Origin of the sequence: Nitrincola schmidtii (assembly GCF_008973715.1) — a bacterium.
In the GTDB taxonomy this organism is placed as follows: domain Bacteria; phylum Pseudomonadota; class Gammaproteobacteria; order Pseudomonadales; family Balneatricaceae; genus Nitrincola; species Nitrincola schmidtii.
In genome coordinates this window covers 128,692-150,699 of sequence record NZ_WBOL01000008.1, presented here as the reverse complement: position 1 = coordinate 150,699, position 22,008 = coordinate 128,692, and the positions used below count along the sequence as shown (strand labels likewise).

Below are 22,008 nucleotides of genomic sequence, written 5' to 3'. Positions count from 1 at the left end.
TTAATGCATTGTCTAAGCAGCATAGTATTAACTCCTAATCAATTATTTTTATTGGCGTTTAGGTACGTTAGGTCGTTGGCGCTCCGGCCAATCATTTGCCATCGTGACAGCAACCTGCGATGGTGGCAGAGTTTCCTTCCCCTGAATAAGGTCAGCCGCTCGTTCTGCCACCATAATGGTTGGCGCATTCAAGTTGCCATTGGGAATGGTGGGGAAAATAGATGAGTCGACAACACGTAGACCTTGAATACCATGAACCTTGGTTTCTGGGTCTACAACGGCCATGGCATCGGTTCCCATCTTGCAAGAACAAGAAGGGTGGTAGGCACTTTCCACAGAGCGGCGCACAAACGCATCGATCTGCTCATCGGTTTGCACATCGATACCTGGCTGAATCTCATCGCCACGGTAGGCATCCATGGCTGATTGCTTCATGATCTCGCGAGTCAGTCTGACGCAGGCACGAAAACCTTCTCGATCCGCTTCATCTTGCAGGTAGTTAAATTGAATCGTGGGTGGTTGATGTGGATCTGATGACTTCACCCGAACATAGCCACGACTGCGTGGTTTGTTATGGCCAATATGCATTTGGAAACCATCACCGGCGAAAGCTTCTTTACCATCGTAGCGCATTGCAGCGGGTAAAAAATGGTATTGCAGATCAGGCCATTCAACGCCGGGTTTTGAGCGAATAAACGCACAGGATTCAAAATGGTTGGTTGCCCCTAAACCATCTTTAAACAAAATCCAGCGAGCACCAATTAAGAAGCGACTCCATAAACCCAGTTTGCGATTCAATGAAACGGGTTTTAGGCAGCGGAACTGAAAGTAAAATTCTAGGTGATCTTGCAGGTTTTCACCGACACCTGGCAGTTCATGAAGTGTTTCGATGCCGGCTTTTTTCAGTACGTCTGGGTTGCCAATACCTGAAAGCTGTAACAAATGCGGTGAGCCTATGGACCCAGCCGATAAAATAACTTCTTTGTTAACGCGAAATTGATGCATTTCACCACGATGTTGGACGCTGACACCCACCGCGGTTTTATTTTCCAGTAGCACACGATAAACGCGTGCATGAGTCATAACGGTTAAGTTACTGCGCTCCATTGCTGGGCGAAGATAGGCATTGGCGGTAGACCAGCGGCGACCTTTATGAACAGTCATGTGCATGGCACCGAAGCCTTCTTGCTGCGCGCCATTATAGTCTTCAGTGTTTAGATAACCGGCCTCGACACCCGCATCAATAAAGGCACGGTACAAAGGGTTTTGCATCTGGTTGCCATTATTGACCCCTAACGGCCCTTGGTCGCCACGGTAGTCATCACCGCCAAATGCCCATTTTTCCGCTTTGCGAAAATAAGGCAGGCAGTTTTGGTAATGCCAGCCTTCCGCACCATGCGTTTGCCATTCATCAAAGTCTTTGGCATGACCGCGAACATAGACCATGCCATTAATCGATGAAGATCCACCTAGCACTTTGCCACGGGGGCAATGCATGCGGCGATTATCTAAAAACGGCTCAGGCTCTGTTTCATATTGCCAAGCGTATTTTTCGGTATTCATCGGAATCGACAGAGCGGTTGGCATCTGAATAAAGATGCTTTTATCGCTGCCACCGGTTTCGATGAGTAACACCTTGTGTTTGCCATCTTCCGTCAGTCGATTGGCTAGAACGCATCCTGCAGAGCCAGCACCGACTATGATGTAGTCATAAGTGGTTTCTAGTGTGCTCAAAACGGACTCTCCAAATCAGTCATGCCGATATACACGGCTTTAAGTTGGGTATAGTGATCGAGTGTGGCGCGACCATTTTCGCGACCAATCCCAGATAGCTTGTATCCACCTACCGGCATCTCGGCAGGTGAGGCGCCGTAACTGTTGATCCAGCAAATACCGGCTTGTAATTGGTGAATAACGCGATGGGCGCGACGAATATCGTTGGTGAAGATACCAGCGGCTAATCCCGTTTCAGTGTTGTTGGCGCGAGCAATCACCTCGTCTTCATCGGTAAAGGTGAGAACAGACATGACTGGACCAAAAATCTCTTCGCGGCAGATGGTCATGTCATCATTGCAGTCGGTGAAAATCGTCGGTTCGACAAAAAATCCATTCGGTGAAGAAGCAGGGCTAACTGCTTTGCCACCCTGAATCAGAGTCGCCCCTTCCTCGATCCCTTTTTGAATGTAAGACAGCACTTTTTCACGATGATCGGCAGAGATGAGCGCACCAAAGTTAGTATCGGGATGCATCGGATCGCCGATGATGATGTTGTTACGTGTGCGTTCCAACAGGCGCGCCATAAAGGCGTCATATAGGGATTCATGCACAAACACGCGAGTGCCGTTGGTACAGATTTCGCCTTGGGTATAGAAGTTACCCAGCATGGCAGCGGAGACGGCATTTTCTATATCGGCATCATCAAAAATAATCAGTGGCGATTTGCCACCCAGCTCCATGGTGACTTCTTTTAAGGAAGTGGCTGCCGCTGCCATGACTTTTTTGCCTGTACCGACTTCGCCGGTAAAAGACACTTTGGCAATCTCTAGATGATGAGTTAACCAGGCACCGACACGACCATCGCCTTGAACCACATTAAACACACCATCGGGTAGGCCTGCCTCGGTAAAAATTTCAGCCAGCTTAAGTGCGCCTAACGGAGTTTCTTCAGAGGGCTTGAAAATCATGCTGTTACCGCAGGCCAGTGCTGGCGCGGCTTTCCAGCAGGCGATTTGCAAGGGATAATTCCACGCACCGATACCGGCACAAATGCCTAAAGGTTCGCGACGGGTGTAATAAAAATCACCTCCTAGATCCTGCTGATTGCCTTCGATAGACGCGGCTAAGCCGGCAAAAAATTCAATTGAATCGGCACCCGTGACCACATCAACGGCTACCGCTTCTTGCCAGGGTTTGCCGTTATCTTTCACTTCAATTTCAGCCAGTTCGTCATTACGTTCACGAAGGAGGGCGACGGCCTTTAATAGAATTCTGCCACGTTGCATTCCGCTCATGGCTGACCACTGTGCAAACCCTTTCTTGGCACTGTCAATGGCAGCCTGCTGGATAGATTCGTCAGCAACCTCCATTTCATAGATCACCTTACCCGTACCAGGGTTAATCACAGCAAACGTTTCGCCGCTCTGGTTGGCCAACTGGCGACCATGAATATAGTTTTGGTAACGTGGGTGTGACATCGTTAACTCCTTTAATGGGGTAGCAGGCTAAGTGCAAAGGCTTTACACAGGGTTTCACCGGCAGCAAAGTTCTCATCCGGATCGATACTCAAGGCGCTTCGTAACCAGAATCCATCAATCATTGCCGCTGTTTGACGCGCGGCATCTTGCGCTTCTTCTCGGCTCATCGATTGCGCATAGGCATATCTCAGGTTGCTGCATAAGCGAGAATTGTTAATCTGTTGCAGTCGCTTGAGGCCCGGCTCGTGCATCGAACGCGCCCAAAAACTTAACCAGGTTCTAGCAGCCAATTCTGAACGTTGAAACTCGGTAAAATTTGCTTCAATAATGCAAAGAATACGTGCTTTAGCCGATCCGTCCGTTTGCTGGATTTTTTCTAAAAACGAACGTCCTAACTTGTCCAGTAAGTGTCGCAATGCAGCTTCGACCAGTCCCTGTTTTCCACCAAAGTAATGGCTAATGATGCCGGATGACATGCCTGCACGCTGGCTAATGCTAATGATGGTGGTTTTCTGTAAACCTAGCTCTGCAATGGATGCTAATGCAGCATCGATCAGTTGCTGTTTACGTTTCTCTTCAACTCCAACAATCGGCATAATTTTCCTTAATTGAACGTTCAATCAATAAAAATACTAGAGCATTTTTTGATCAATGACAACCGTGGGTTTCTAAACACTACTATCATAGTGGTATGGGTTTACCTGCCTGTTTCACGTTAGGATAGGTAAAAAATCGGTCAAAATAAGGAATAAATAACCATGCCGACAAGCGTTCATTCATCACCAATCGATAATCGAATCAATTGGTTAATGGAACTTAGTAAAAACCATTCGGCACAGTTTTGTGATTCGGAGAATGCGTTGGCAAGACAGCGTTACATCGCTGAGCACCCGACTCGTATTGTCGCATTGAAGTGTATGGATGGTCGTATTCATCTACCTTACGTGACCAAAACCCCCTTGGGGATTATTCGTCCTTTTCGTAATTTAGGCGGGATTTTCGACTTGGGTTGGCCCTATTTAGGTGACCTACTGGAAAGCCAAGTGATGGATGGCATTCGACAGGGACACCGAGTGTTGATCATCATTACCTATCACTTTTCTAAAGGCGATAGATCTAGAGGATGCGCTGGGTTTAACTGCGATAAGGAAGCAGCGATGGCCCATGCCCAGCAGATTAAATCTCAGGTCGAAACCATTTTTGGTGCAGGACATAAAACGGTTTATCCCTTGGTGTGTGGTTTTGAAACGGATGAGGATGCGTTAATTCTTCACAACAGTGAGGGAGAGGCATTGGATCTGGCCGGTCTTGAATTGACTCATCTTGAGGCCTTGCCTTTGACACTGGAACGATTTTTCCCAGATATGCCAGCGCAAATTCAATATGATCTATTGCCGTTGGTGGAAGGGAATCTGTATCACATCGATGAGATGCGCCATTTGCAGCGTAAATTGGATATCGAACATCGTGAATGGATGATCTGTGTGGGGCGTGGGTTTGATTTTTTACATGCGCCTAATGTGGCGCTGATTATCGGTCCGTTCAGCCCAAATCTTTCCGTGCCTATCTCCAAAGCTGCAGGCATTATTCGAACCAATATGGCGCAAGGGCGCATCCCCGATGATGGCTTTCTTCTGTTGTCATCTGCACCTTATGATGAGGTAGGACCCGATCAGTCAAGAGCCGAGTTGAAAGCCCATTTTATGGCAGATTTTGCGGCAAAAGTGATTCGAGAAACTCAACCTGAATTGGCAGAAAAGATGTTGATTCGTACCGCCACCTTACATTGGCCAACGCGGCGATTGGATGTCATCAGTTAAATTAAGGACACATTATTTTTTAAAAAAATTTTAAATTTTCCACTTGAAATGCTGTTGATAGATCCTATTTATGCAGTAGTGAAGGTCGTCTATTAAGAGGCTTTCCTGATCAATATCATTAGTTTATGAATCTATTGCTTAAGAGGATACGATAATGAACTCAATTGACTTAACTCCTTTCTATCGCAGCAGTGTTGGCTTTGATCGTCTTGGCAACTTGCTCGATTCAGCACTACGTTCTGATCAAAATGCTGGAGGCTACCCTCCTTACAACATCGAACTGGTCGATGAAAATCACTATGCCGTGACCTTGGCGGTCGCTGGTTTTGAAGAACACGAACTGGATATCCAGGTTGAAGGCGGATTGCTGACCATTAAAGGGCAAAAAGCTGAAGAGAATAAAGGCAAGAAACGCGAATTTATTCACCATGGCATCGCGTTCCGTGGCTTTGAGCGGAAATTTAGCCTAGCTGACCATGTTGAAGTGCAAGATGCGTCTCTTCACAACGGTCTACTAGAAATTAACCTGGTTAAAATTATTCCAGAAGCGATGAAGCCAAAACGTATTGCCATCTCTTCCAATGCTGCAAAAAGCTCAACCTTAGAGCACCAATCTGACGGCGACAAAGCGGCTTAATTGATTTTTTTTCGCCAGAAAGCCCGGTCTTTTGATCGGGCTTTTGTCTTTTTAATCATTAAGCTATTAGAATGCTCTTTTCTAATAAGTCTTCATAAAATAAGCAGTCTATGACCCCCACACCCAACACCGTTCTTGGCGTTACATTAAACGTCATCGCGTCGGTATTTTTTGCGATGATGTTTGCCTATACCTCTTTGCTGACAGCCTTGGATGGTCAGGAGATTTATGGCTGGCGCATTTTTTTAACCTTGCCTTGCTTGACGCTATTTATGCTTTTTCGTGGATATTGGCCGCAAGTGGTGACGATTTTTCAACGTCTCTACAGTGAGCGTTATTTTTGGCTTACGCGTCTGGTTTCTTCGTTTTTAGTCGGTGTGCAGTTGTGGTTGTTTATGTGGGCACCTGTGAATGGCTATGGATTGGCGGTCTCTTTAGGTTACTTTATTCTGCCAATATCCATGGTGATCGTGGGACGCATTGCCTTTAAGGATAAGATGTCCCGTTTTCAGCAGATCGCCTGCTTTTTTGCGGTAATCGGTATCCTGAATCAGATGATGTTATCGCAAACCCTGGCTTGGCCTACCTTGGCGATCTGTTTGGGTTATCCGGGGTATTTTTGGTTAAGACGAGTGACAGATACCAATAATATTGGCGGTCTTTGGTTTGATATGACTTTGAGCTTACCCTTGAGTGTGTTTTTTATCATTCAAGGAGGGCAGGTAATCTCAGAATTTGATACTGATCCGCAATTACTTGGCTTAGTACTAGGTTTAGGGTTGATCAGTGCACTAGCTTTAGCCTTTCAGGCGTTATCGGCTCCTCATTTAAATCTCAGTTTGTTTGGATTGCTGATCTACGTCGAGCCTGTACTATTAATGTTGGTTGCGTTGCTGTTAGGCGAAACCATCACTCCGGCAGAATGGCCTACTTATATTGCCATTTGGTTGGCCGTTTTGGTGCTGGTGTTAGAGGGTGTTAGAGGGTTAAGAAAGCATAGGAAGAGAATAGGGTAGGTTATATAGTCTTCCGTCAGCACACTCCATAGAAAAATTGTGCCTTTTAATGCATAATATTGCCCTTTTTTGCCTTGTCATCTTGCAAGGTTAACCCTCCCTTACAAAGACAAGGAACTGTGATGAGTGATCTGCCTAGTTGTCCTGCCTGTGGTTCAACATATACCTATGAAGACGGGCTGATGTATGTCTGTCCTGAGTGCGCACATGAGTGGCCGCAGAGTGAAGTTGCTGCAGAAGAGGGTAGTGACATCATTCGCGATGCTAACGGCAATACACTTCAAGACGGAGATACCGTAACCGTTATTAAAGACTTGAAGGTGAAAGGTTCTTCTCTTGTGGTGAAAGTGGGAACACGTGTTAAGAATATCCGTTTGGTCGGTGGTGATCACGATATTGATTGCAAAATCGATGGTATAGGTCCGATGAAATTGAAATCTGAGTTTGTGAAAAAAGCCTAATCGGGCTAATACTGTGTCGATACTATGAAATATATTATTCGTTTTTTTCCTGAAATCACCATCAAAAGTCGTGGTGTTCGCCAGCAGCATATTAAGCAGCTTAAGAAAAATATTCGTCGGATTATTAAAGAAATTTGTGAGCCAGCCCGAGTGGGTGGTTGCTGGGATCTGGTTGAAGTTGAAGTGCCGGGTGAAGCTTCCGACGCTGTCCTGTTGCAGATCAGTGATGCGCTGACATGTATTCCCGGCATTCATCATTTTATGGAAGTGAAAGAGTTTCCACTGCCTGATTTTGATCAGATTTGTCAGCACACATTGGATGGAGTGGATGATAGCTTATCGGGAAAAAGCTTTGCCGTGCGCGTTCAACGTTCTGGATTACACGATTTTCGTTCAATCGACTTAGAACGTTATGTAGGTCGTTTTTTGTTGCAACAGACCGATGCGGCAGGCGTGAAGTTAAAGAACCCTGATGTTCAGGTAAACATACAGATTCATCATGACCGTTTGTTTGTGGTAGGTCGCCGCCGTGAAGGTATGGGTGGTTATCCTTTAGGAACACAAGAAAATGTCGCAACGCTGATTTCGGGTGGATATGACTCATGTGTCGCTGCATGGCAAATGTATCAACGTGGCATTTATACCCATTTTATTTTCTTTCGCTTAGGCGGTGCAGCGCACGAAGAGGGTGTTAAGCAGGTCGCTTATTATTTATGGCAGCGCTATGGTCGTTCTCATCGAGTGAAATTTGTCACCGTACCTTTTGAGGGTGTGGTGGAAGATATTTTGACTCGGGTGGATGATGGATTGATGGGTGTTGTTTTAAAGCGCGCCATGATCCGTTGTGCTGACCGCATTGCTTATCGCTTGAAGACGACAGCCTTGAATACCGGGGAAGCGATTTCTCAAGTGTCGAGTCAGACGCTAACCAATTTGCAGGTGATCGATCGTGCCACCGAGCGCTTGATTTTGCGCCCATTAATTACCACCAATAAGCAGCAGATTATTGATCAAGCGAAACTGATTGGTGCTGCTGTGTATGCAGAGTCGATCCCTGAATATTGTGCAGTGATTAGTAATCGTCCCACCACGCGGGCAAAGTTAGATGAGGTTGAAGCCGAGGAAGCTAAGTTATCAACCCAAGTGATGGCCGATGCATTAGCGAATGCGGTTTATCAGCCCATTACCGATATTCCTGCTGACTTGGAAGCACGTCAGTTAGAGGTGGATTTATTGCCGATGGATCAAGCTACGACAGATCAGGTCGTGATCTTAGATATACGTCCACCTGATGAAGTTGCTGATCGTCCGTTGAAAACGGAAGGCTTTGATGTACAACCTATGCCGTTTTATCGCTTGCACAGTAGTTTTGCTGAGTTAGACCCGCAACGCGAGTATTGGCTCTATTGCGAAAAAGGCGTCATGAGCCAGCTTCAAGCGCGCAACTTGATGGATGCGGGCTTTAGCAATGTAAAAGTGTGTCCGGCTGAGGTACTGCGTTAAGCAAATTAAGGCTAAATAAGTTCAGTTTAGTAGGCGTAACGCAGTTTTAGCTCTTCCGGATGAGGGTTAAGATAGACCTGTTGTTCAACAAACGGGTCTTCAAACTCGTTCAAGTAATGTTTAATCAATGTCATGGGTACCAGTAACGGAAGCAGCCCTTCACGGTACTTATTAATGGATTCCGTCAATTCTTGTTTCTGTTTTGCACTCAGCTTATCTGAAAAGAAACCCTGCAAGTGATTAAGCACGTTAGTATGGCTTCGGCGATTGGCGTGATGCATCAGTGTTTGCATAAACAGCGTGAAATACTCATTGGCATCTTTTTTAACATCGTCACTAAAATTAGCAACAATTCGACCCAGTTCACGGTATTTTTCTTGATGGTGTGCCATCAGCAAATATTTGTAACGGGTATGAAAAGCGACGATCGCTTTTCGACTAATGCCAATATGCTCCAGTGTTTTCCAGTCATGATAGGCAAAGACACGCGTGATAAAGTTTTCACGTAAGACTAGATCGTGCAATCGGCCATCTTCTTCCACAGGAAGAAGGGGATAGGTTTCCATCAAGGTTTTGGCAAAGAGTCCTACCCCTGCTTTTTCGCTATAGCCGGTTTTATCATCATAGAGTTTTACCCTTTCCATACCGCAGCTAGGTGATTTAGCGCAGACGATATAACCACTGATAAAATCCATCGCCTTGGACTGTTTGATCGAGAACTCATTCATCTTGTCGGTGACATCAAAACTATCATCGGTCGCTTTAAGGCGAACATTACCGTCATCGTTTACGAGTCGAATTGTTTTACGGGGTGTACTCATGCCGATGGCGACTTCTGGGCAAACCGGACGATAATGAAATACCCTTGAAAGCTCATCCATGCAGTAACGTGACTGTTTATGCCCGCCATCAAAGCGAACCTGTTCACCCAGTAAGCAGGCACTAATGCCGATCTGAATCTGTTCTGGATTGAAATGTGCCATGAACGTCTCGCATCATATAAATATACTTTTAGTTTACATCAAACTGAGAGATTGAGGAAAATCTACCTAGATTTATCGGTGCTATTGCATGACAATAATCTTCAATATGAATAATAAGATTAGCGGCTATATGCCGAAGCTGATCAGCAAGGAGAGAGTGATTTTGAAGAATGTCATTAGTGGTGTCGGTTTATATACGCCAGTGGATGTGATCAGTAATGATGAGCTGGTCGAATCATTTAACTGTTTTGTCGCGGATTTTAACGCACGACACAGTGCAGCGATTTCTATCGGTGAAACCGAACCACTCCAGCCTTCTTCAACCGCTTTTATCGACAAGGCTTCAGGCATTCTCAGTCGTTACGTTATCGATAAAAACGGCATTCTTGATCCTGAGCGGATGAAACCTTATGTCGCTCCACGAAGTAATGACCAGATTAGCTTACAGGCAGAGATGGCGCTTAAAGCGGCTAACCTTGCTTTAGATGAAGCAGGTTTAAAAGGGTCTGAAATTGATTGTGTTATTGTTGCCTGTTCCAACCTGCAGCGCGCCTATCCCGCAGTTGCTATCGAAGTGCAGCAAGCTTTGGGAGCGGGTGGTTTTGCCTTTGATATGAACGTGGCCTGTTCTTCAGCAACCTTTGCGTTGCAGATCGCCGATAATACTTTACAAGCAGGTACTGCCTCACGTGTATTGGTGGTTAACCCTGAAATCTGTTCTGCTCATTTGAATTATCGTGATCGTGATAGCCATTTTATTTTTGGTGATGCCTGCACAGCAATGATTGTAGAGCGAGAAGATGTAGCAAAATCGGTTAATCAGTTCCGCATTTTGGGTACGCGATTACAGACCTCTTTCTCGAATAATATCCGCAACAACTTTGGCTTTTTAACCAAGTGTGAAGATCGCTCTTTCGATTCACCCGATACCTATTTTGTGCAGCAAGGGCGCAAGGTATTTAAAGAGGTGGTGCCTATGGTGGCAGAGTTGATCATAAAACATCTTGATGATCTTCAATTGCCAGCGTCGGAGTTGAAGCGTCTTTGGTTGCATCAAGCCAACATCAATATGAACAGCTTAATTGCACGAAAAGTACTGGGACGCGATCCAAGTGAGACAGAGGCACCAACCATATTGCATGAATTTGGTAACACCAGTTCTGCGGCCTCCATCATCGCTTTTCAACGTTTTCGTGACGGTTTGCAAAGTGAAGATCTGTGTTTGTTATGTTCGTTTGGTGCCGGTTATTCTGCCGGTTCGATTGTGTTGCGAAAAGTCTAGGTTCTAAATGTAACCTTTTCTTGGTTCATTTAAAGCCTGCTTCCGCTGCAAGCAGGCGCGTTTTCATCTCAATACCCCAATGATAACCCTGATAACTTCCGTCACTGCGTATGACTCGATGGCAGGGGATGAGTATAGAAATTGGATTGGAGCCGCAGGCGGTACCTACTGCTCTGACGGCATTTGGTCTTCCAACCTGTTCTGCTATTTGGCGGTAGCTACGCGTTTGTCCAAGCGGTATTGTGAGCAATGCCTGCCATACCTGCTTTTGAAACTCAGTGCCTTGTAGATCAAATGGCCCATTAAATTCATTAGCTGGGTCTTTAAGGGAGGCTTCAACATCGGTCATCCATGTTGGCATCGCTTCTGTCTGTGCTTGTGCCTGAAGTAAGTCGCTTGATCGGAACTGTTTTTTGAGTTCCGCTAGACTTTCTTCAACCGACGCCATGATTGGGTAGAGCGCACAAAGCCCTTTATCAGACCAGCAGACTAAAAGCCGTTGAGGTGTGCTATCCAAACAGGTGTAGTAAAGGGTTTCCTTGTTCGATGTGCGCATTAACCTTGCCTCTTGCTGAGTGACTAGCCATTAGTAACCACGTGTTCTGTCAACTTTCCCGCTCACCTCATTCCCGGCAGCTAACCGCTTTAGTTTTTCACTGATTTGGCGCACCGTTTCTTCGCGTAATGTCGGTGCTGAAATGTGCGGTGTTAGCGTTATTTTCGGGTGTGACCAAAACGGATGTGAATTAGGCAGCGGCTCTTCGCTAAAGACATCCAATACTGCATGACTAAGCTTTCCTTGATCTAGCGCTTTCAATAGATCCATTTCTGCCAAATGCTGGCCGCGACCAACGTTTATCACCACACTTTTATCGGGTAGTTGATCAAACAGTGCCTGATTGAGGCAGCCCTGAGTATCCGGTGTTAGTGGCAGTGTATTGATGAGAATGCGACTGCGGTTAAGGAAGGCTCCAAGCTGCTCTTGACCATGAAAACTCTCAATGCCTTCGATCTGCTTTTCGGTGCGGCTCCAGCTAGCGACAGGGTATTCCATCATCGCTAAGGCTTTTGCTGCTTTCAGACCTATCTGTCCCATGCCTAAAAAGCCTATCGGCCATTCATAGCGACGACAAGGCGCTTGCATACGCCAAGTTTTTTGCTGTTGCTGTTGACGATAGGCTGGCATCATGCGCGTAATTTCTGCTACTTGGTGAACAAGGTATTCCGCCATTTGTGCTGACATGCCCGCGTCTTCAAGTCGAAAAATAGGGAGTTCTTTGGGCAGTTTGGATAGTTTTAGCAGGGCATCCACACCCGCACCTAAATTAAAAATAGCCTTAAGCTGAGGCTCTTTTTTGAACAGAATCTCTGGGGGCTGCCAAACCAAAGCATAGTCTGCTTGCTGGCAAGGCATTTCTGGGTGCCAAACGATCCATTGCGCTTCAGGTAAAGCACTTTCAAGTAGTTGTGTCCAACGTTCGGGGCGAGGATCGGGGGATACAAACAATATTTTCACAAGATCTCCTTTTTAATTATTATTTTGAGTGTATAAGCGATCTACACTTTTTGCATCTAAATCAAACATCTTGGCTTTATCAGATTTGTCATCATAACGCATTTTTAACCCACTTAATTTGATGGCAGGGTTTATGATGTTTCTTTGATTCTGATCTTTACGTTAGGTTGCAAACATGAGTTTAGCTATGCTGTCGGTATTTGTACCTACCTTTTTCTTTGTGTCTATTACACCAGGGATGTGTATGACTTTGGCGATGACTCTAGGGATTACGCTGGGTGTCAAGCGAACTTTGTGGATGATGTGGGGTGAAATGCTTGGCGTGGGTTTGGTTGCTGTGTTGGCCGTATTAGGGGTGGCAGCGGTGTTATTAACCTATCCAGGATTTTTTCAGGTATTTAAATGGGCAGGGGGCGCCTACCTGTTTTATATTGGTATCCAGATGTGGCAGTCACGAGGTCGCATGGCCATTCCGGAAAGTGCGGCAGTGCGGCAGACCGTCTCTGCTTGGCAATTGTTCGTACAAGGGTTTGTCACGGCTGTGGCCAACCCTAAAGGATGGGCATTTCATGTGGCGCTGTTGCCACCCTTTATTAATCAACAGCAGCCCCTGATTCCTCAGTTATCGATTTTATTAACCATTATTTTGCTTTTAGAGTTTATCTGTATGCTGGTTTATGCAGGCGGCGGCAAGGCCTTGAGGGTGTTTTTACAGCACGCACATAATGTACGTTTATTAAATCGTATTGCTGGCTCGTTGATGTTGGGTGTGGGTGTTTGGTTGGCGTTTTTTTAATTTTTTAATTAATACCTTAAATATGATAAAGAGTGCTAAGTCAGCGCTATTACGTTAGAATATCGTAGATTTTTTAAGGTCTTTAAGGCCTTTCCTTTTAAAGCCTATCGTAAAGCAGCTCGCAATGTTTAGGCTTACCCATCGTCATACAGACGTCTACAAGAGAATATTGAATGAGTTTTGCTTCACTGGGACTTTCAGATCCCATTCTTAAAGCAGTAGCTGAACAAGGCTACGACACCCCATCTCCTATCCAACTTCAAGCCATCCCAGTCGTGTTATCAGGTCAAGATTTGATGGCTGCTGCGCAAACTGGTACAGGTAAAACGGCTGGTTTTACCTTGCCGATTTTGGAAAGGTTGAGTCAGGGCGGCCCGGTTGCGCCTAATAAAGTACGTGCGCTGGTATTAACACCTACTCGCGAATTGGCTGCGCAAGTGGGTGAAAGTGTTAGCCTTTATGGCCAGCATCTTTCACTGAGTTCCGCCATCGTGTTTGGTGGCGTGAAGATCAATCCACAACTGATGGCACTGCGCAAAGGTGTCGATGTTCTGGTGGCAACACCCGGGCGTCTAATGGATCTTTATAACCAAAACGCGGTCCGTTTTGACCAGTTAGAAGTACTGGTGTTAGACGAAGCCGATCGTATGCTTGATATGGGCTTTATTCGTGATATTAAGCGTATTATGGCGTTACTTCCTGCTAAGCGTCAGACATTACTGTTTTCGGCAACCTTTTCTACCGAGATCCGCGCATTAGCAAAGGGTTTGTTGAAAGCACCGGTTGAGGTGTCCGTGACACCATCAAATGCCACAGCGCCAACCGTGACTCAGTGGATATCGCCGGTAGATAAAAACAGAAAAGCACCCTTGCTTTGTAAGTTAATTCACGAAGGTAAATGGCAACAGGTGTTGGTCTTTACACGCACTAAGCATGGTGCGAATAAGCTGACTAAACAGCTTGAAGCAAATCACATTACTGCTATTGCGATACACGGTAATAAAAGCCAAAACGCTCGTACTAAAGCGCTGGCTGATTTCAAGGCAGGTGAAGTGCGCGTTCTGGTAGCAACAGATATTGCTGCTAGAGGCTTGGACATTGACTTACTGCCTCATGTAGTGAATTTTGATCTACCGCATGTCCCAGAAGATTATGTGCATCGTATCGGTCGTACCGGTCGTGCAGGGCAGGTTGGTCAGGCAGTTTCTTTAGTCTGTGCTGATGAGTTGGATCAACTCAAAGCGATAGAAAAAGTGACGAAAAAGTTACTGGAACGCAAAATTGTGTCTGGTTTTGAACCGGTTCATCCTTTGCCTGAAACGCAACTCAATGCACCTTCACATGCGAAAAAGAACACTCGCAGTCGCAGACCGCCTCAGCGTTCTGGTCATCGCGATGGCGTTCGTTCAGGTGATTTGGCTCGCGGTCATAAAGCACACTAAAACACTAGTGTGAATTCATCAAGCCTCTGGGCGTTGCGTCCAGAGTGCCTTGATCTGATTAGCTAGTTCGGTAGGCTGAAAGGGTTTTGTGATCACTCCAATAGAACCTTGCTGAGTTAATGCTTCAATTTCATTCAGCTGGTTTTGGCCGGTCATAAAGATTACGGGTATTTCTGCTAGTTGATCCATTTCCCTGAGTGCTTTAAGGGTTTCTGGCCCTGACATCTCTGGCATCAGTACATCTAATACAATTAAATCAGGTTTAAAATTCGGCGCTTTTTCAACTGCTTCTTTACCTGATGCACACAAACACAGCTCAAATCCGCCGATCATTTCCAGTGCTATTTGCAACACGGCCCTAATGTCAGTTGCGTCGTCTACACACAGTATCTTGTTCAGCATCACTCATTCCTTAAAGCTATAAGGGAATTATGTTAACCTTAATGGAATTGATGTAAAGTTTTTTATAACTTTTTCTTCAAACTTAAGGCTATCAATGAGCAATCTCGATAACAATTGGGTTAAAGGTTTTCCTCCACTGCTATCTAAAGACTCTCGGGTTCTTATTTTAGGGAGTATGCCGGGTATTGCGTCCCTTAAGGCGCAAGCTTACTATGCGCACCCAAGGAATGCCTTTTGGCCGATTATGTCGGCACTCTTTGATATAAAATTAACGGCATCTTATGATCAGCGTGTATCAGCATTGCTTAATCATCGAATAGCTTTGTGGGATGTCCTTTATGCCTGCGAGAGACAAGGAAGTTTAGATTCAGCTATTCAAAAAAATTCCGAGCAAGTGAATGATTTTGAATCCTTATTTTTAAACTATCCTGATATCTCTGCCGTATATTGTAATGGTGGAAAAGCGTGGAATAGTTATCTGCGTTATGTTCAAAAGCCTTTGGGCTTACACGATATTGAAGCGCGCTGCTTGCCTTCAACGAGTCCGGCGCATGCGCGTCTTGATTTTGCCGCTAAATTGTCTGCATGGAGGACAGTGGCGGATAGACTTCACACCAACTGAAGAGTTCGTTATCTATGAGTCAACCAAGAAAATTAAGTGTGTTAATGGTATGTCTAGGAAATATTTGCCGTTCACCCACTGCACAGGGAGTATTGGAAGCTCGGCTTAAGCTTGCCGGTCTTCAAGACAAAGTAACTGTCGATTCAGCGGGCACAGCAGCCTGGCACACAGGGAAAGCTCCTGATCCTAGAAGCCAGCAAGTTGCTTTGCAGCGTGGTTACAACCTCAGTCATCTTAGAGCACGTCAGGCAACTCGGGAAGATTTTGATCATTTTGATTATGTCTTAGCGATGGATGAAGATAATTTAAATGATCTTAGAGTGCTTGAGCCCGCACACTACCAAGGTGAGCTTAGTTTATTTTTGGATTACGCCTTCCCCAATCAAAAAAGAAGTGTTCCTGATCCTTATTACACGCAAGGTGATAAAGGGTTTCATGAAGTCGTTGATCTGATTGAAAATGCCTCAGATGGATTGATCAAGGTGTTGAAGCAACGATTAGAAGTGTAAACACAGGGTTACATTCTTTACTTTAGTTCGATGTTAGCTATTGCAGTGCAACTGTCCTTAAATGTCAGCTACTTTAGCGAAATATCATCGTATTTTTCGTCTAAAAGAGTATGAAAAACGGATGTTTATTTAATATATCATCCGTTTTTGTCATCATATCGTACTACCTAAATATTATGTCGCAGTGCAGCGATATCCGTTTTTCAGTATGATAACCAAATGAACTAATCGGTAACATTGTCGACATATTCCACCATAGGTGAATAGAGTGTTAGGCAATAGGCTTTTACAATTCATGCTTTATTTTTGGTAAGGGTGAGGATCAAAATGACCGCAAGAACGGCAGACGTTTTGCTTGTCGGAGCAGGAGCCATGAGCTCTACTCTGGGAGTGCTGTTAAAGCAGCTGGATCCATCCATGAAGATCATCATGGTTGAACGCTTGGATCATGTCGCACAGGAAAGTACAGATGGCTGGAATAATGCTGGTACTGGCCATGCCGCTTATTGCGAGTTGAACTACACCCCCAAAAAGCCTGATGGCTCTATTGATACAACCAAAGCGTTCAATATTAATTCAGCTTTTGAGCAAAGCTTGCAGTTTTGGTCATACCTAGTTGAGCAAAATGCGTTACCTGATCCTGCTGCTTTTATTAACACGGCTCCCCACTGCAGCTTCGTCTGGGGTGAGGAGAATGTAGCATTCCTGCGTGAGCGTCATCGTGTTTTATCTGCACATCCCATGTTCGCTGATATGGAATACAGTGAAGATCCTGAAGTAATCACACAGTGGATGCCTCTGGTTATGAGAGACAGACCCGCAGGTGAAAAGGTTGCTGCCACCCGTGTTCCTTTTGGGTCTGATGTTAACTTTGGTGATCTCAGTCGTTTATTGGTTGAGTGGTTGGGACATCAACCCGACTTTGACTTGATGGTTGCCCATAATGTCAACTCACTAACCAAGCAGCCTGATGGTCGTTGGTTGGTTCAAGTGCAAAATAAAGCCGATGGTCATATTACCCCAATTACTGCGAACTTTGTGTTCTTAGGTGCGGGCGGTGGAGCCTTGCCTTTATTGCAAAAAACAGGCATTGCCGAAGGTCATGGTTATGGTGGATTCCCTGTCAGTGGCCAGTGGTTAGTCTGTACTAGACCCGAAATTGTCGAGCAACATCACGCAAAAGTGTATGGTAAAGCTCCAATCGGTGCGCCACCTATGTCAGTCCCACACTTAGATACTCGCATTATCAATGGTAAAAAGTCTCTATTATTTGGACCTTTTGCTGGATTTACCACCAAATTTCTCAAATACGGTTCATACACCGATCTATTTAAATCAGTGCGTCTAAGTAACCTTGGACCTATGATGTCAGTGGGTATGCGTAATATGGATCTGACACGCTATCTGATCAGTGAATCACTGCAATCACATGAATCTCGTGTTAAATCCTTACGTAATTTCTTCCCTAATGTCAGTCCTGATGATTGGGAACTCTCGATTGCTGGTCAACGTGTACAGATCATTAAAAAAGATCCAAAAGGCGGTGGTAAGTTAGAGTTTGGTACCGAAGTGATTGTATCTGCAGATGGCACTATGTCAGCATTGTTAGGTGCTTCTCCGGGTGCATCAACTGCAGTGCAAGCGATGTTAACGATTCTTGAGCGCAGCTTTGCTGAAAAGTTGAAAACTCCAGAATGGCAAACCAAGATCAAAGAGATGATTCCTTCCTATGGCGAGTCATTAATTGAAAATGCAGATCTTCTGAAGCAAGTACGTCAACGGACTTTGAAAACCCTAAAGCTTGGCGCTTAATTTTTCATACACGGATGCAGAGAAATTGAAACTTCTCTGCATCATCTTTTTGTTATTAATTAATCCTTTCCTTTTCTGATACAATTTAACTTGCAAATAACATTACATGAACTAAGTTAAATTTATCTGTTCGATAAAGTTCTAATAGCTAACGGCAGCGGATCGCTAATCAATGAATGATAAGATAGCTTCTAAAGGGAAAGAGCGAAGTTTCTCTGACTCAGAACAACTCATTTCGTCAACTGACACGGATAGTGTTATTCGAGAATGTAACGAAAACTTCATTAATATCAGTGGTTTTACTCGAAATGAACTCATCGGTAAAGCGCATAATCTGGTAAGACATCCCGATATGCCAGCAGAAGCTTTTAAAAGCCTCTGGGGTTTTATTCGCCAAGGCAAACCTTGGATGGGTATTGTTAAAAACCGTTGTAAAAATGGGGATTATTATTGGGTAGATGCTTATATAACCCCTATTTTTTCTAATGGTAAAATTACAGGCTTTGAATCTGTTCGCCGTAAACCTCGAACAGAAGATATTCAGCGAGCTGAGAAATTATATGCCCGTTTGAAATCTGGAAAGGGTTTGCCTTTATTTAGTAAAGTAAGAAAACGTGAAGTGTTTTTATTGCTGTCTACGTTAGTGATTGCCGGTTTGCTCGGAACAGTTTTACAAGCTCTAGGTGTCAGTCAATCTGCATGGATAGCTGTACTGGGTGGTTTGATCGGTTATGCGGGGGTCTGGTACAGCAATCGTCGTGATTTACAGGGGTTATTAGATCAAATGCCGCATGCGTTTCGGGATGATGCCGCCATGCTCACGTACACCGAAGATTCAGGATTGTATGGGCAAGTTAAAATCTCGATATTGAGCGATGCAGCTCATCTGAATACGGTGGTAACACGTCTTGAGCATGGAGCGCAAGATGTGGCTCATCAGGCATCAGAAGCTCACGTACTGTCAACTCAAGCCACACAGCGTGTTCGTGATCAGCAATTAGAGACAGAGCAAGTAGCCGCAGCTATGAATCAGATGGCAGCTAGCTTTTCAGAAGTATCGGGTCATGTTCAGCAGACGGCCTCTCACGCAGATAATGTCGATCAAATTGCGCGTCAGGGCTTAAAAAGTGCTGAGCAAACAGGTGAATCCGTTCGTCATTTGCATGCCAAAGTTCAAGAAATTTCAGATTCGGTAGATGCACTATCAAAAGCATCACAGGAGATTGCTGGTATTACTGAACTGATCGAGCAAATAGCAGAGCAAACCAATCTATTGGCGTTGAATGCCGCAATTGAAGCCGCTCGAGCGGGCGATCATGGTCGAGGTTTCTCAGTGGTTGCTGATGAAGTAAGGCAACTTGCTTTCAGAACACGTGAATCCACTGGAAAAATACAGTCAATTGTTAATAGTCTTCAAGGCAAAGCGGCATTAGCCAGCTCTTTAGCTTGTGAAGGTCAGCAAGATGCTAATGCAGCAGCAGAGCGAATGGAGCATACCCAAACGTCACTGTCTGAAATTGCAGCCTCGGTCACATCGATTGCTGAAATGACGGTGCAGATGGCTGCTGCCACCGAAGAGCAAGCCAGTGTAGCTGAAACGATTAATCAACAAATCGTCAATATCAAAGCATTAGCAGATGATAGCGTAGAGACAGGAACAGCGGCTTCCGATCGCAGTAAAGCTCTCGAAATAACCGCTGAGCGTCTTTATGAATTGGTTGAACGCTTTAAGCGTTGAGGATCCAGTGGTGTCACCCGTAAACGGTTAGCATTACTGACCACTGTCACGGAAGACAGTGCCATGGCTGCAGCGGCATAGGCTGGGTTCATTAACCATCCCGTTAATGGAAATAGAATCCCTGCCGCTAATGGAATCCCTAGGGTGTTATAGATAAATGCTCCAAACAGGTTTTGGTAGATGTTTCGTAAGGTTGCCCTGGAAATTAACATGGCATCAGCGACACCTTCCAACGAACCTCGCATCAAAGTGATATCGGCACTTTCTATCGCCACATCCGTTCCTGTCCCTATAGCAAAACCGACATCCGCTTGAGCTAACGCTGGTGCATCATTGATACCATCACCGACCATACCGACTTTTAACCCCTGACCCTGCAGTTCACGGATTTTCTCTGCTTTCTGATCTGGCATCACTTGAGCAATTACTTCATCTATACCGACTTGTTTGGCAACCGCCTTAGCGGTGCGTTCACTGTCACCGGTTAGCATAATGACGCGGACACCGCTTTCTTTTAATCTGGAAATGGCATTGGCGCTGTCAGCTTTTACCGGATCAGCAATGCCGAGTAGTGCGGTTAATTGTCCATCTACAGAGAGCATCACCAGTGTATTGCCTTGATCGGATAGCGTTTCAATACGTTCTATTGCAGTCGCATTTAGGTTAACGCCCTCTGCTTCCATCAAGGCTTGATTGCCAACTGCCCAACGATGTCCATCAATAAGATCACTGATGCCTTGCCCTGGGTGGATACTGGGAGAGCCACTGGGTGCTAGGGTTAAGTTGCGCTCTTGTGCTGCTTTGATTATGGCTTGAGCCAGTGGATGCTCTGAAGCGCGCTCGATGCCGGCGACTTGTTTAATCAGATAATCTTCGGGTGTTAAATCCTGTTTCTCTGAGGTGTTAAAAAACGTGTTGTCGATCAGCTCAATATGGGTCAGTGCTGGCTTACCTTCAGTAACCGTGCCGGTTTTATCCAATACCACAGCATCTAATCGAGAAGCGCCTTGGAGAGCGTCACCTTTGCGAATCAAAATACCTTTTCCGGCGGCTCGCCCCACGCCTACCGTGATCGACATGGGAGTCGCCAAGCCCAAAGCACAGGGACACGCGATTACTAATACGGTCATGGCAGTAATAAAGGCGTAAGCGCTTGAGGGATCAGGACCCAATTGCCACCAGATAATGGCCGTGATGATGGCAATGAGTATCACAACAGGGACGAAGACACTGCTGATTTTGTCGGCTAAGCGACCAATTGCCGGTTTGGAATTTTGTGCTTGGCGTACTTGTGAAATAATCTGCGCCAAAGCGGTTTCTTCACCAACCTTGCGGACACGAAGCTTAATGCTGCCAGACAGGTTAACCGTTCCGGCAGATAGCCAATCTCCTTTTTGCTTAAGAATGGCAAGCGGTTCTCCCGTTAGCATGGATTCATCTACTCGCGTTTCACCATCAGCGAGTTGACCATCAACAGGGATACGCTCCCCTGGCTTTACCCGTAAAAGATCACTGGGTTGAATTGAAGAAAGACGCATCGATTTTTCTTCTCCACCCGGTAAGATCAAGGTGGCAGTGTCGGGCTGCAGTTGCATTAAGGCTCTGATCGCCTGAGAAGCCTGTCCGCGAGCGCGGGTTTCCAGTACATGACCTAAATTGACTAGGCCAATAATAAATGCAGCTGCTTCGTAATAGACATGTCGTCCTTCCACTGGGAGCAGTTCTGGCCAGACAATCACCAGCGTGGAGTAAAGCCAAGCGCTCCCGGTACCCATGGCAATTAAGGTGTCCATGGTGGCATGTTTATTTTTCAGTGCTTTCCAGGCACCGCTGAAGAAGTGACCTCCGGAGTAAACCATCATGCCTAAGGTTAATAACCCTATTACTGCCCAAATAGCTCTGCCTTCATCGGGCATAGGCAGATGACCCGTCATCATAAACAGCATTTGAGGCACACCTAGTAACAGCGCAACCCAGGTTCTTCGCTTGGCTAGCTGTAGTTGTTCACCTTCTTCTTGCCGCCTTTCAGCTTCACCGTAATTGGCATCCATTGGGGTAGCATGGAACCCTGCAGCACTGACAGCGTCTATCAATTGTTGAGTATCTGCATCCCCTTGAATATCGGCACTGCGGTCAGCCAGGTTAACGCTGACTGAATTAACGCCATCGATTTCAGAAAGGGCTGTTTCAATACTGTTAACACAGGCTGCACAACGAAGACCACGTAAGGCTAGGCGAGTTGAAGATGACATTAGATGTTGTTTTTACCTCTTGA

General features: G+C 45.5%; 20 protein-coding genes. 12 read left to right on the top strand and 8 right to left on the bottom strand.

Annotated elements, in window-relative coordinates; genetic code table 11:
* Positions 1-48 precede the first annotated feature (48 nt).
* Genes betA through betI form a run of 3 tightly spaced genes read right to left on the bottom strand, consistent with a single transcriptional unit; the run spans position 49 to position 3,790 of the window.
* Positions 49-1,734: a choline dehydrogenase gene (betA, locus tag F7R24_RS08950; protein WP_151670906.1), complete on the bottom strand. Its 1,686-nt coding sequence runs from the start codon at positions 1,732-1,734 to the stop codon at positions 49-51.
* Complete coding sequence (gene betB, locus F7R24_RS08945; RefSeq protein ID WP_151670905.1) at positions 1,731-3,194, bottom strand: betaine-aldehyde dehydrogenase; 1,464 nt, start codon at positions 3,192-3,194, stop codon at positions 1,731-1,733. The genes betA and betB overlap by 4 nt, the downstream gene beginning before the upstream one ends.
* A gap of 11 nt (positions 3,195-3,205) precedes the next feature.
* A complete protein-coding gene (gene betI / locus F7R24_RS08940; protein ID WP_151670904.1) occupies positions 3,206-3,790 on the bottom strand; it encodes a transcriptional regulator BetI in 585 nt (194 codons plus the stop codon).
* 162 nt (positions 3,791-3,952) lie between these two features.
* On the opposite strand from betI, the gene F7R24_RS08935 reads away from it, so the two are divergent.
* The 5 genes from F7R24_RS08935 to thiI all read left to right on the top strand — a co-directional run bounded on the left by F7R24_RS08935 (position 3,953) and on the right by thiI (position 8,631).
* Positions 3,953-5,014: a carboxysome shell carbonic anhydrase domain-containg protein gene (locus F7R24_RS08935; RefSeq protein ID WP_151670903.1), complete on the top strand. Its 1,062-nt coding sequence runs from the start codon at positions 3,953-3,955 to the stop codon at positions 5,012-5,014.
* A gap of 154 nt (positions 5,015-5,168) precedes the next feature.
* Positions 5,169-5,651 carry an Hsp20 family protein gene (locus F7R24_RS08930; protein ID WP_151670902.1) on the top strand — a complete coding sequence of 161 codons (483 nt, stop codon included), beginning with the start codon at positions 5,169-5,171 and terminating at the stop codon, positions 5,649-5,651.
* A 110-nt stretch (positions 5,652-5,761) separates the two neighbouring features.
* On the top strand, positions 5,762-6,667 hold the full coding sequence (gene rarD, locus F7R24_RS08925; RefSeq protein ID WP_151670901.1) for an EamA family transporter RarD: 906 nt from the start codon (positions 5,762-5,764) through the stop codon (positions 6,665-6,667).
* A gap of 122 nt (positions 6,668-6,789) precedes the next feature.
* Positions 6,790-7,128: a zinc ribbon domain-containing protein YjdM gene (locus F7R24_RS08920; RefSeq protein ID WP_151670900.1), complete on the top strand. Its 339-nt coding sequence runs from the start codon at positions 6,790-6,792 to the stop codon at positions 7,126-7,128.
* A 24-nt stretch (positions 7,129-7,152) separates the two neighbouring features.
* On the top strand, positions 7,153-8,631 hold the full coding sequence (thiI, locus tag F7R24_RS08915) for a tRNA uracil 4-sulfurtransferase ThiI (protein WP_151670899.1): 1,479 nt from the start codon (positions 7,153-7,155) through the stop codon (positions 8,629-8,631).
* A 26-nt stretch (positions 8,632-8,657) separates the two neighbouring features.
* On the opposite strand, the gene F7R24_RS08910 is transcribed toward thiI, so the two are convergent.
* Positions 8,658-9,614 (bottom strand): YbgA family protein, encoded by a 957-nt coding sequence (locus F7R24_RS08910; protein WP_151670898.1) that lies wholly within the window; start codon positions 9,612-9,614, stop codon positions 8,658-8,660.
* A 130-nt stretch (positions 9,615-9,744) separates the two neighbouring features.
* Here F7R24_RS08910 and F7R24_RS08905 point away from each other — a divergent pair, with 130 nt between their 5' ends.
* A complete protein-coding gene (locus tag F7R24_RS08905; RefSeq protein ID WP_420812983.1) occupies positions 9,745-10,896 on the top strand; it encodes a beta-ketoacyl-ACP synthase III in 1,152 nt (383 codons plus the stop codon).
* Between the two features lie 25 nt (positions 10,897-10,921).
* On the opposite strand, the gene F7R24_RS14915 is transcribed toward F7R24_RS08905, so the two are convergent.
* Positions 10,922-11,452, bottom strand: coding sequence for a methylated-DNA--[protein]-cysteine S-methyltransferase (locus F7R24_RS14915; RefSeq protein ID WP_151670897.1), 531 nt, complete (start codon positions 11,450-11,452; stop codon positions 10,922-10,924).
* Between the two features lie 30 nt (positions 11,453-11,482).
* Positions 11,483-12,412 carry a 2-hydroxyacid dehydrogenase gene (locus F7R24_RS08895; RefSeq protein ID WP_151670896.1) on the bottom strand — a complete coding sequence of 310 codons (930 nt, stop codon included), beginning with the start codon at positions 12,410-12,412 and terminating at the stop codon, positions 11,483-11,485.
* Between the two features lie 175 nt (positions 12,413-12,587).
* On the opposite strand from F7R24_RS08895, the gene F7R24_RS08890 reads away from it, so the two are divergent.
* Together F7R24_RS08890 and F7R24_RS08885 are read left to right on the top strand one after the other, a co-directional pair.
* Positions 12,588-13,208 (top strand): LysE family translocator, encoded by a 621-nt coding sequence (locus F7R24_RS08890; RefSeq protein WP_151670895.1) that lies wholly within the window; start codon positions 12,588-12,590, stop codon positions 13,206-13,208.
* Between the two features lie 173 nt (positions 13,209-13,381).
* On the top strand, positions 13,382-14,650 hold the full coding sequence (locus F7R24_RS08885; RefSeq protein WP_151670894.1) for a DEAD/DEAH box helicase: 1,269 nt from the start codon (positions 13,382-13,384) through the stop codon (positions 14,648-14,650).
* 18 nt (positions 14,651-14,668) lie between these two features.
* On the opposite strand, the gene F7R24_RS08880 is transcribed toward F7R24_RS08885, so the two are convergent.
* Positions 14,669-15,052, bottom strand: a complete 384-nt coding sequence (locus tag F7R24_RS08880) for a response regulator (protein ID WP_151670893.1) — start codon at positions 15,050-15,052, stop codon at positions 14,669-14,671.
* 94 nt (positions 15,053-15,146) lie between these two features.
* On the opposite strand from F7R24_RS08880, the gene F7R24_RS08875 reads away from it, so the two are divergent.
* The 4 genes from F7R24_RS08875 (at position 15,147) to F7R24_RS08860 (ending at position 19,733) form a co-directional block, all read left to right on the top strand.
* Positions 15,147-15,674 carry a DNA-deoxyinosine glycosylase gene (locus F7R24_RS08875; RefSeq protein WP_151670892.1) on the top strand — a complete coding sequence of 176 codons (528 nt, stop codon included), beginning with the start codon at positions 15,147-15,149 and terminating at the stop codon, positions 15,672-15,674.
* 14 nt (positions 15,675-15,688) lie between these two features.
* On the top strand, positions 15,689-16,183 hold the full coding sequence (locus tag F7R24_RS08870) for a low molecular weight protein-tyrosine-phosphatase (protein WP_151670891.1): 495 nt from the start codon (positions 15,689-15,691) through the stop codon (positions 16,181-16,183).
* A gap of 327 nt (positions 16,184-16,510) precedes the next feature.
* Entirely contained in the window at positions 16,511-17,995 is a 1,485-nt protein-coding gene (gene mqo / locus F7R24_RS08865) for a malate dehydrogenase (quinone) (protein ID WP_151670890.1), read from the top strand.
* Positions 17,996-18,167: 172 nt separating this feature from the next.
* Positions 18,168-19,733: a methyl-accepting chemotaxis protein gene (locus F7R24_RS08860; protein WP_151670889.1), complete on the top strand. Its 1,566-nt coding sequence runs from the start codon at positions 18,168-18,170 to the stop codon at positions 19,731-19,733.
* Here F7R24_RS08860 and F7R24_RS08855 read toward each other — a convergent pair.
* Positions 19,703-21,985, bottom strand: coding sequence for a heavy metal translocating P-type ATPase (locus F7R24_RS08855; protein WP_206057510.1), 2,283 nt, complete (start codon positions 21,983-21,985; stop codon positions 19,703-19,705). The genes F7R24_RS08860 and F7R24_RS08855 overlap by 31 nt on opposite strands.
* Between the last annotated feature and the right edge of the window lie 23 nt (positions 21,986-22,008).

Coding starts and splice junctions, on each gene's coding strand:
- thiI (WP_151670899.1), top strand. CDS start 7,153: ATGAAATATATTATTCGTTTTTTTCCTGAAATCACCATCAAAAGTCGT.
- betB (WP_151670905.1), bottom strand. CDS start 3,194: ATGTCACACCCACGTTACCAAAACTATATTCATGGTCGCCAGTTGGCC.
- F7R24_RS08880 (WP_151670893.1), bottom strand. CDS start 15,052: ATGCTGAACAAGATACTGTGTGTAGACGACGCAACTGACATTAGGGCC.
- F7R24_RS08935 (WP_151670903.1), top strand. CDS start 3,953: ATGCCGACAAGCGTTCATTCATCACCAATCGATAATCGAATCAATTGG.
- F7R24_RS08920 (WP_151670900.1), top strand. CDS start 6,790: ATGAGTGATCTGCCTAGTTGTCCTGCCTGTGGTTCAACATATACCTAT.
- F7R24_RS08860 (WP_151670889.1), top strand. CDS start 18,168: ATGAATGATAAGATAGCTTCTAAAGGGAAAGAGCGAAGTTTCTCTGAC.
- F7R24_RS08855 (WP_206057510.1), bottom strand. CDS start 21,985: ATGTCATCTTCAACTCGCCTAGCCTTACGTGGTCTTCGTTGTGCAGCC.
- betI (WP_151670904.1), bottom strand. CDS start 3,790: ATGCCGATTGTTGGAGTTGAAGAGAAACGTAAACAGCAACTGATCGAT.
- F7R24_RS08905 (WP_420812983.1), top strand. CDS start 9,745: ATGCCGAAGCTGATCAGCAAGGAGAGAGTGATTTTGAAGAATGTCATT.
- mqo (WP_151670890.1), top strand. CDS start 16,511: ATGACCGCAAGAACGGCAGACGTTTTGCTTGTCGGAGCAGGAGCCATG.
- F7R24_RS08870 (WP_151670891.1), top strand. CDS start 15,689: ATGAGTCAACCAAGAAAATTAAGTGTGTTAATGGTATGTCTAGGAAAT.
- F7R24_RS08885 (WP_151670894.1), top strand. CDS start 13,382: ATGAGTTTTGCTTCACTGGGACTTTCAGATCCCATTCTTAAAGCAGTA.
- F7R24_RS08890 (WP_151670895.1), top strand. CDS start 12,588: ATGAGTTTAGCTATGCTGTCGGTATTTGTACCTACCTTTTTCTTTGTG.
- F7R24_RS08875 (WP_151670892.1), top strand. CDS start 15,147: ATGAGCAATCTCGATAACAATTGGGTTAAAGGTTTTCCTCCACTGCTA.
- F7R24_RS08910 (WP_151670898.1), bottom strand. CDS start 9,614: ATGGCACATTTCAATCCAGAACAGATTCAGATCGGCATTAGTGCCTGC.
- F7R24_RS08930 (WP_151670902.1), top strand. CDS start 5,169: ATGAACTCAATTGACTTAACTCCTTTCTATCGCAGCAGTGTTGGCTTT.
- F7R24_RS14915 (WP_151670897.1), bottom strand. CDS start 11,452: ATGCGCACATCGAACAAGGAAACCCTTTACTACACCTGTTTGGATAGC.
- rarD (WP_151670901.1), top strand. CDS start 5,762: ATGACCCCCACACCCAACACCGTTCTTGGCGTTACATTAAACGTCATC.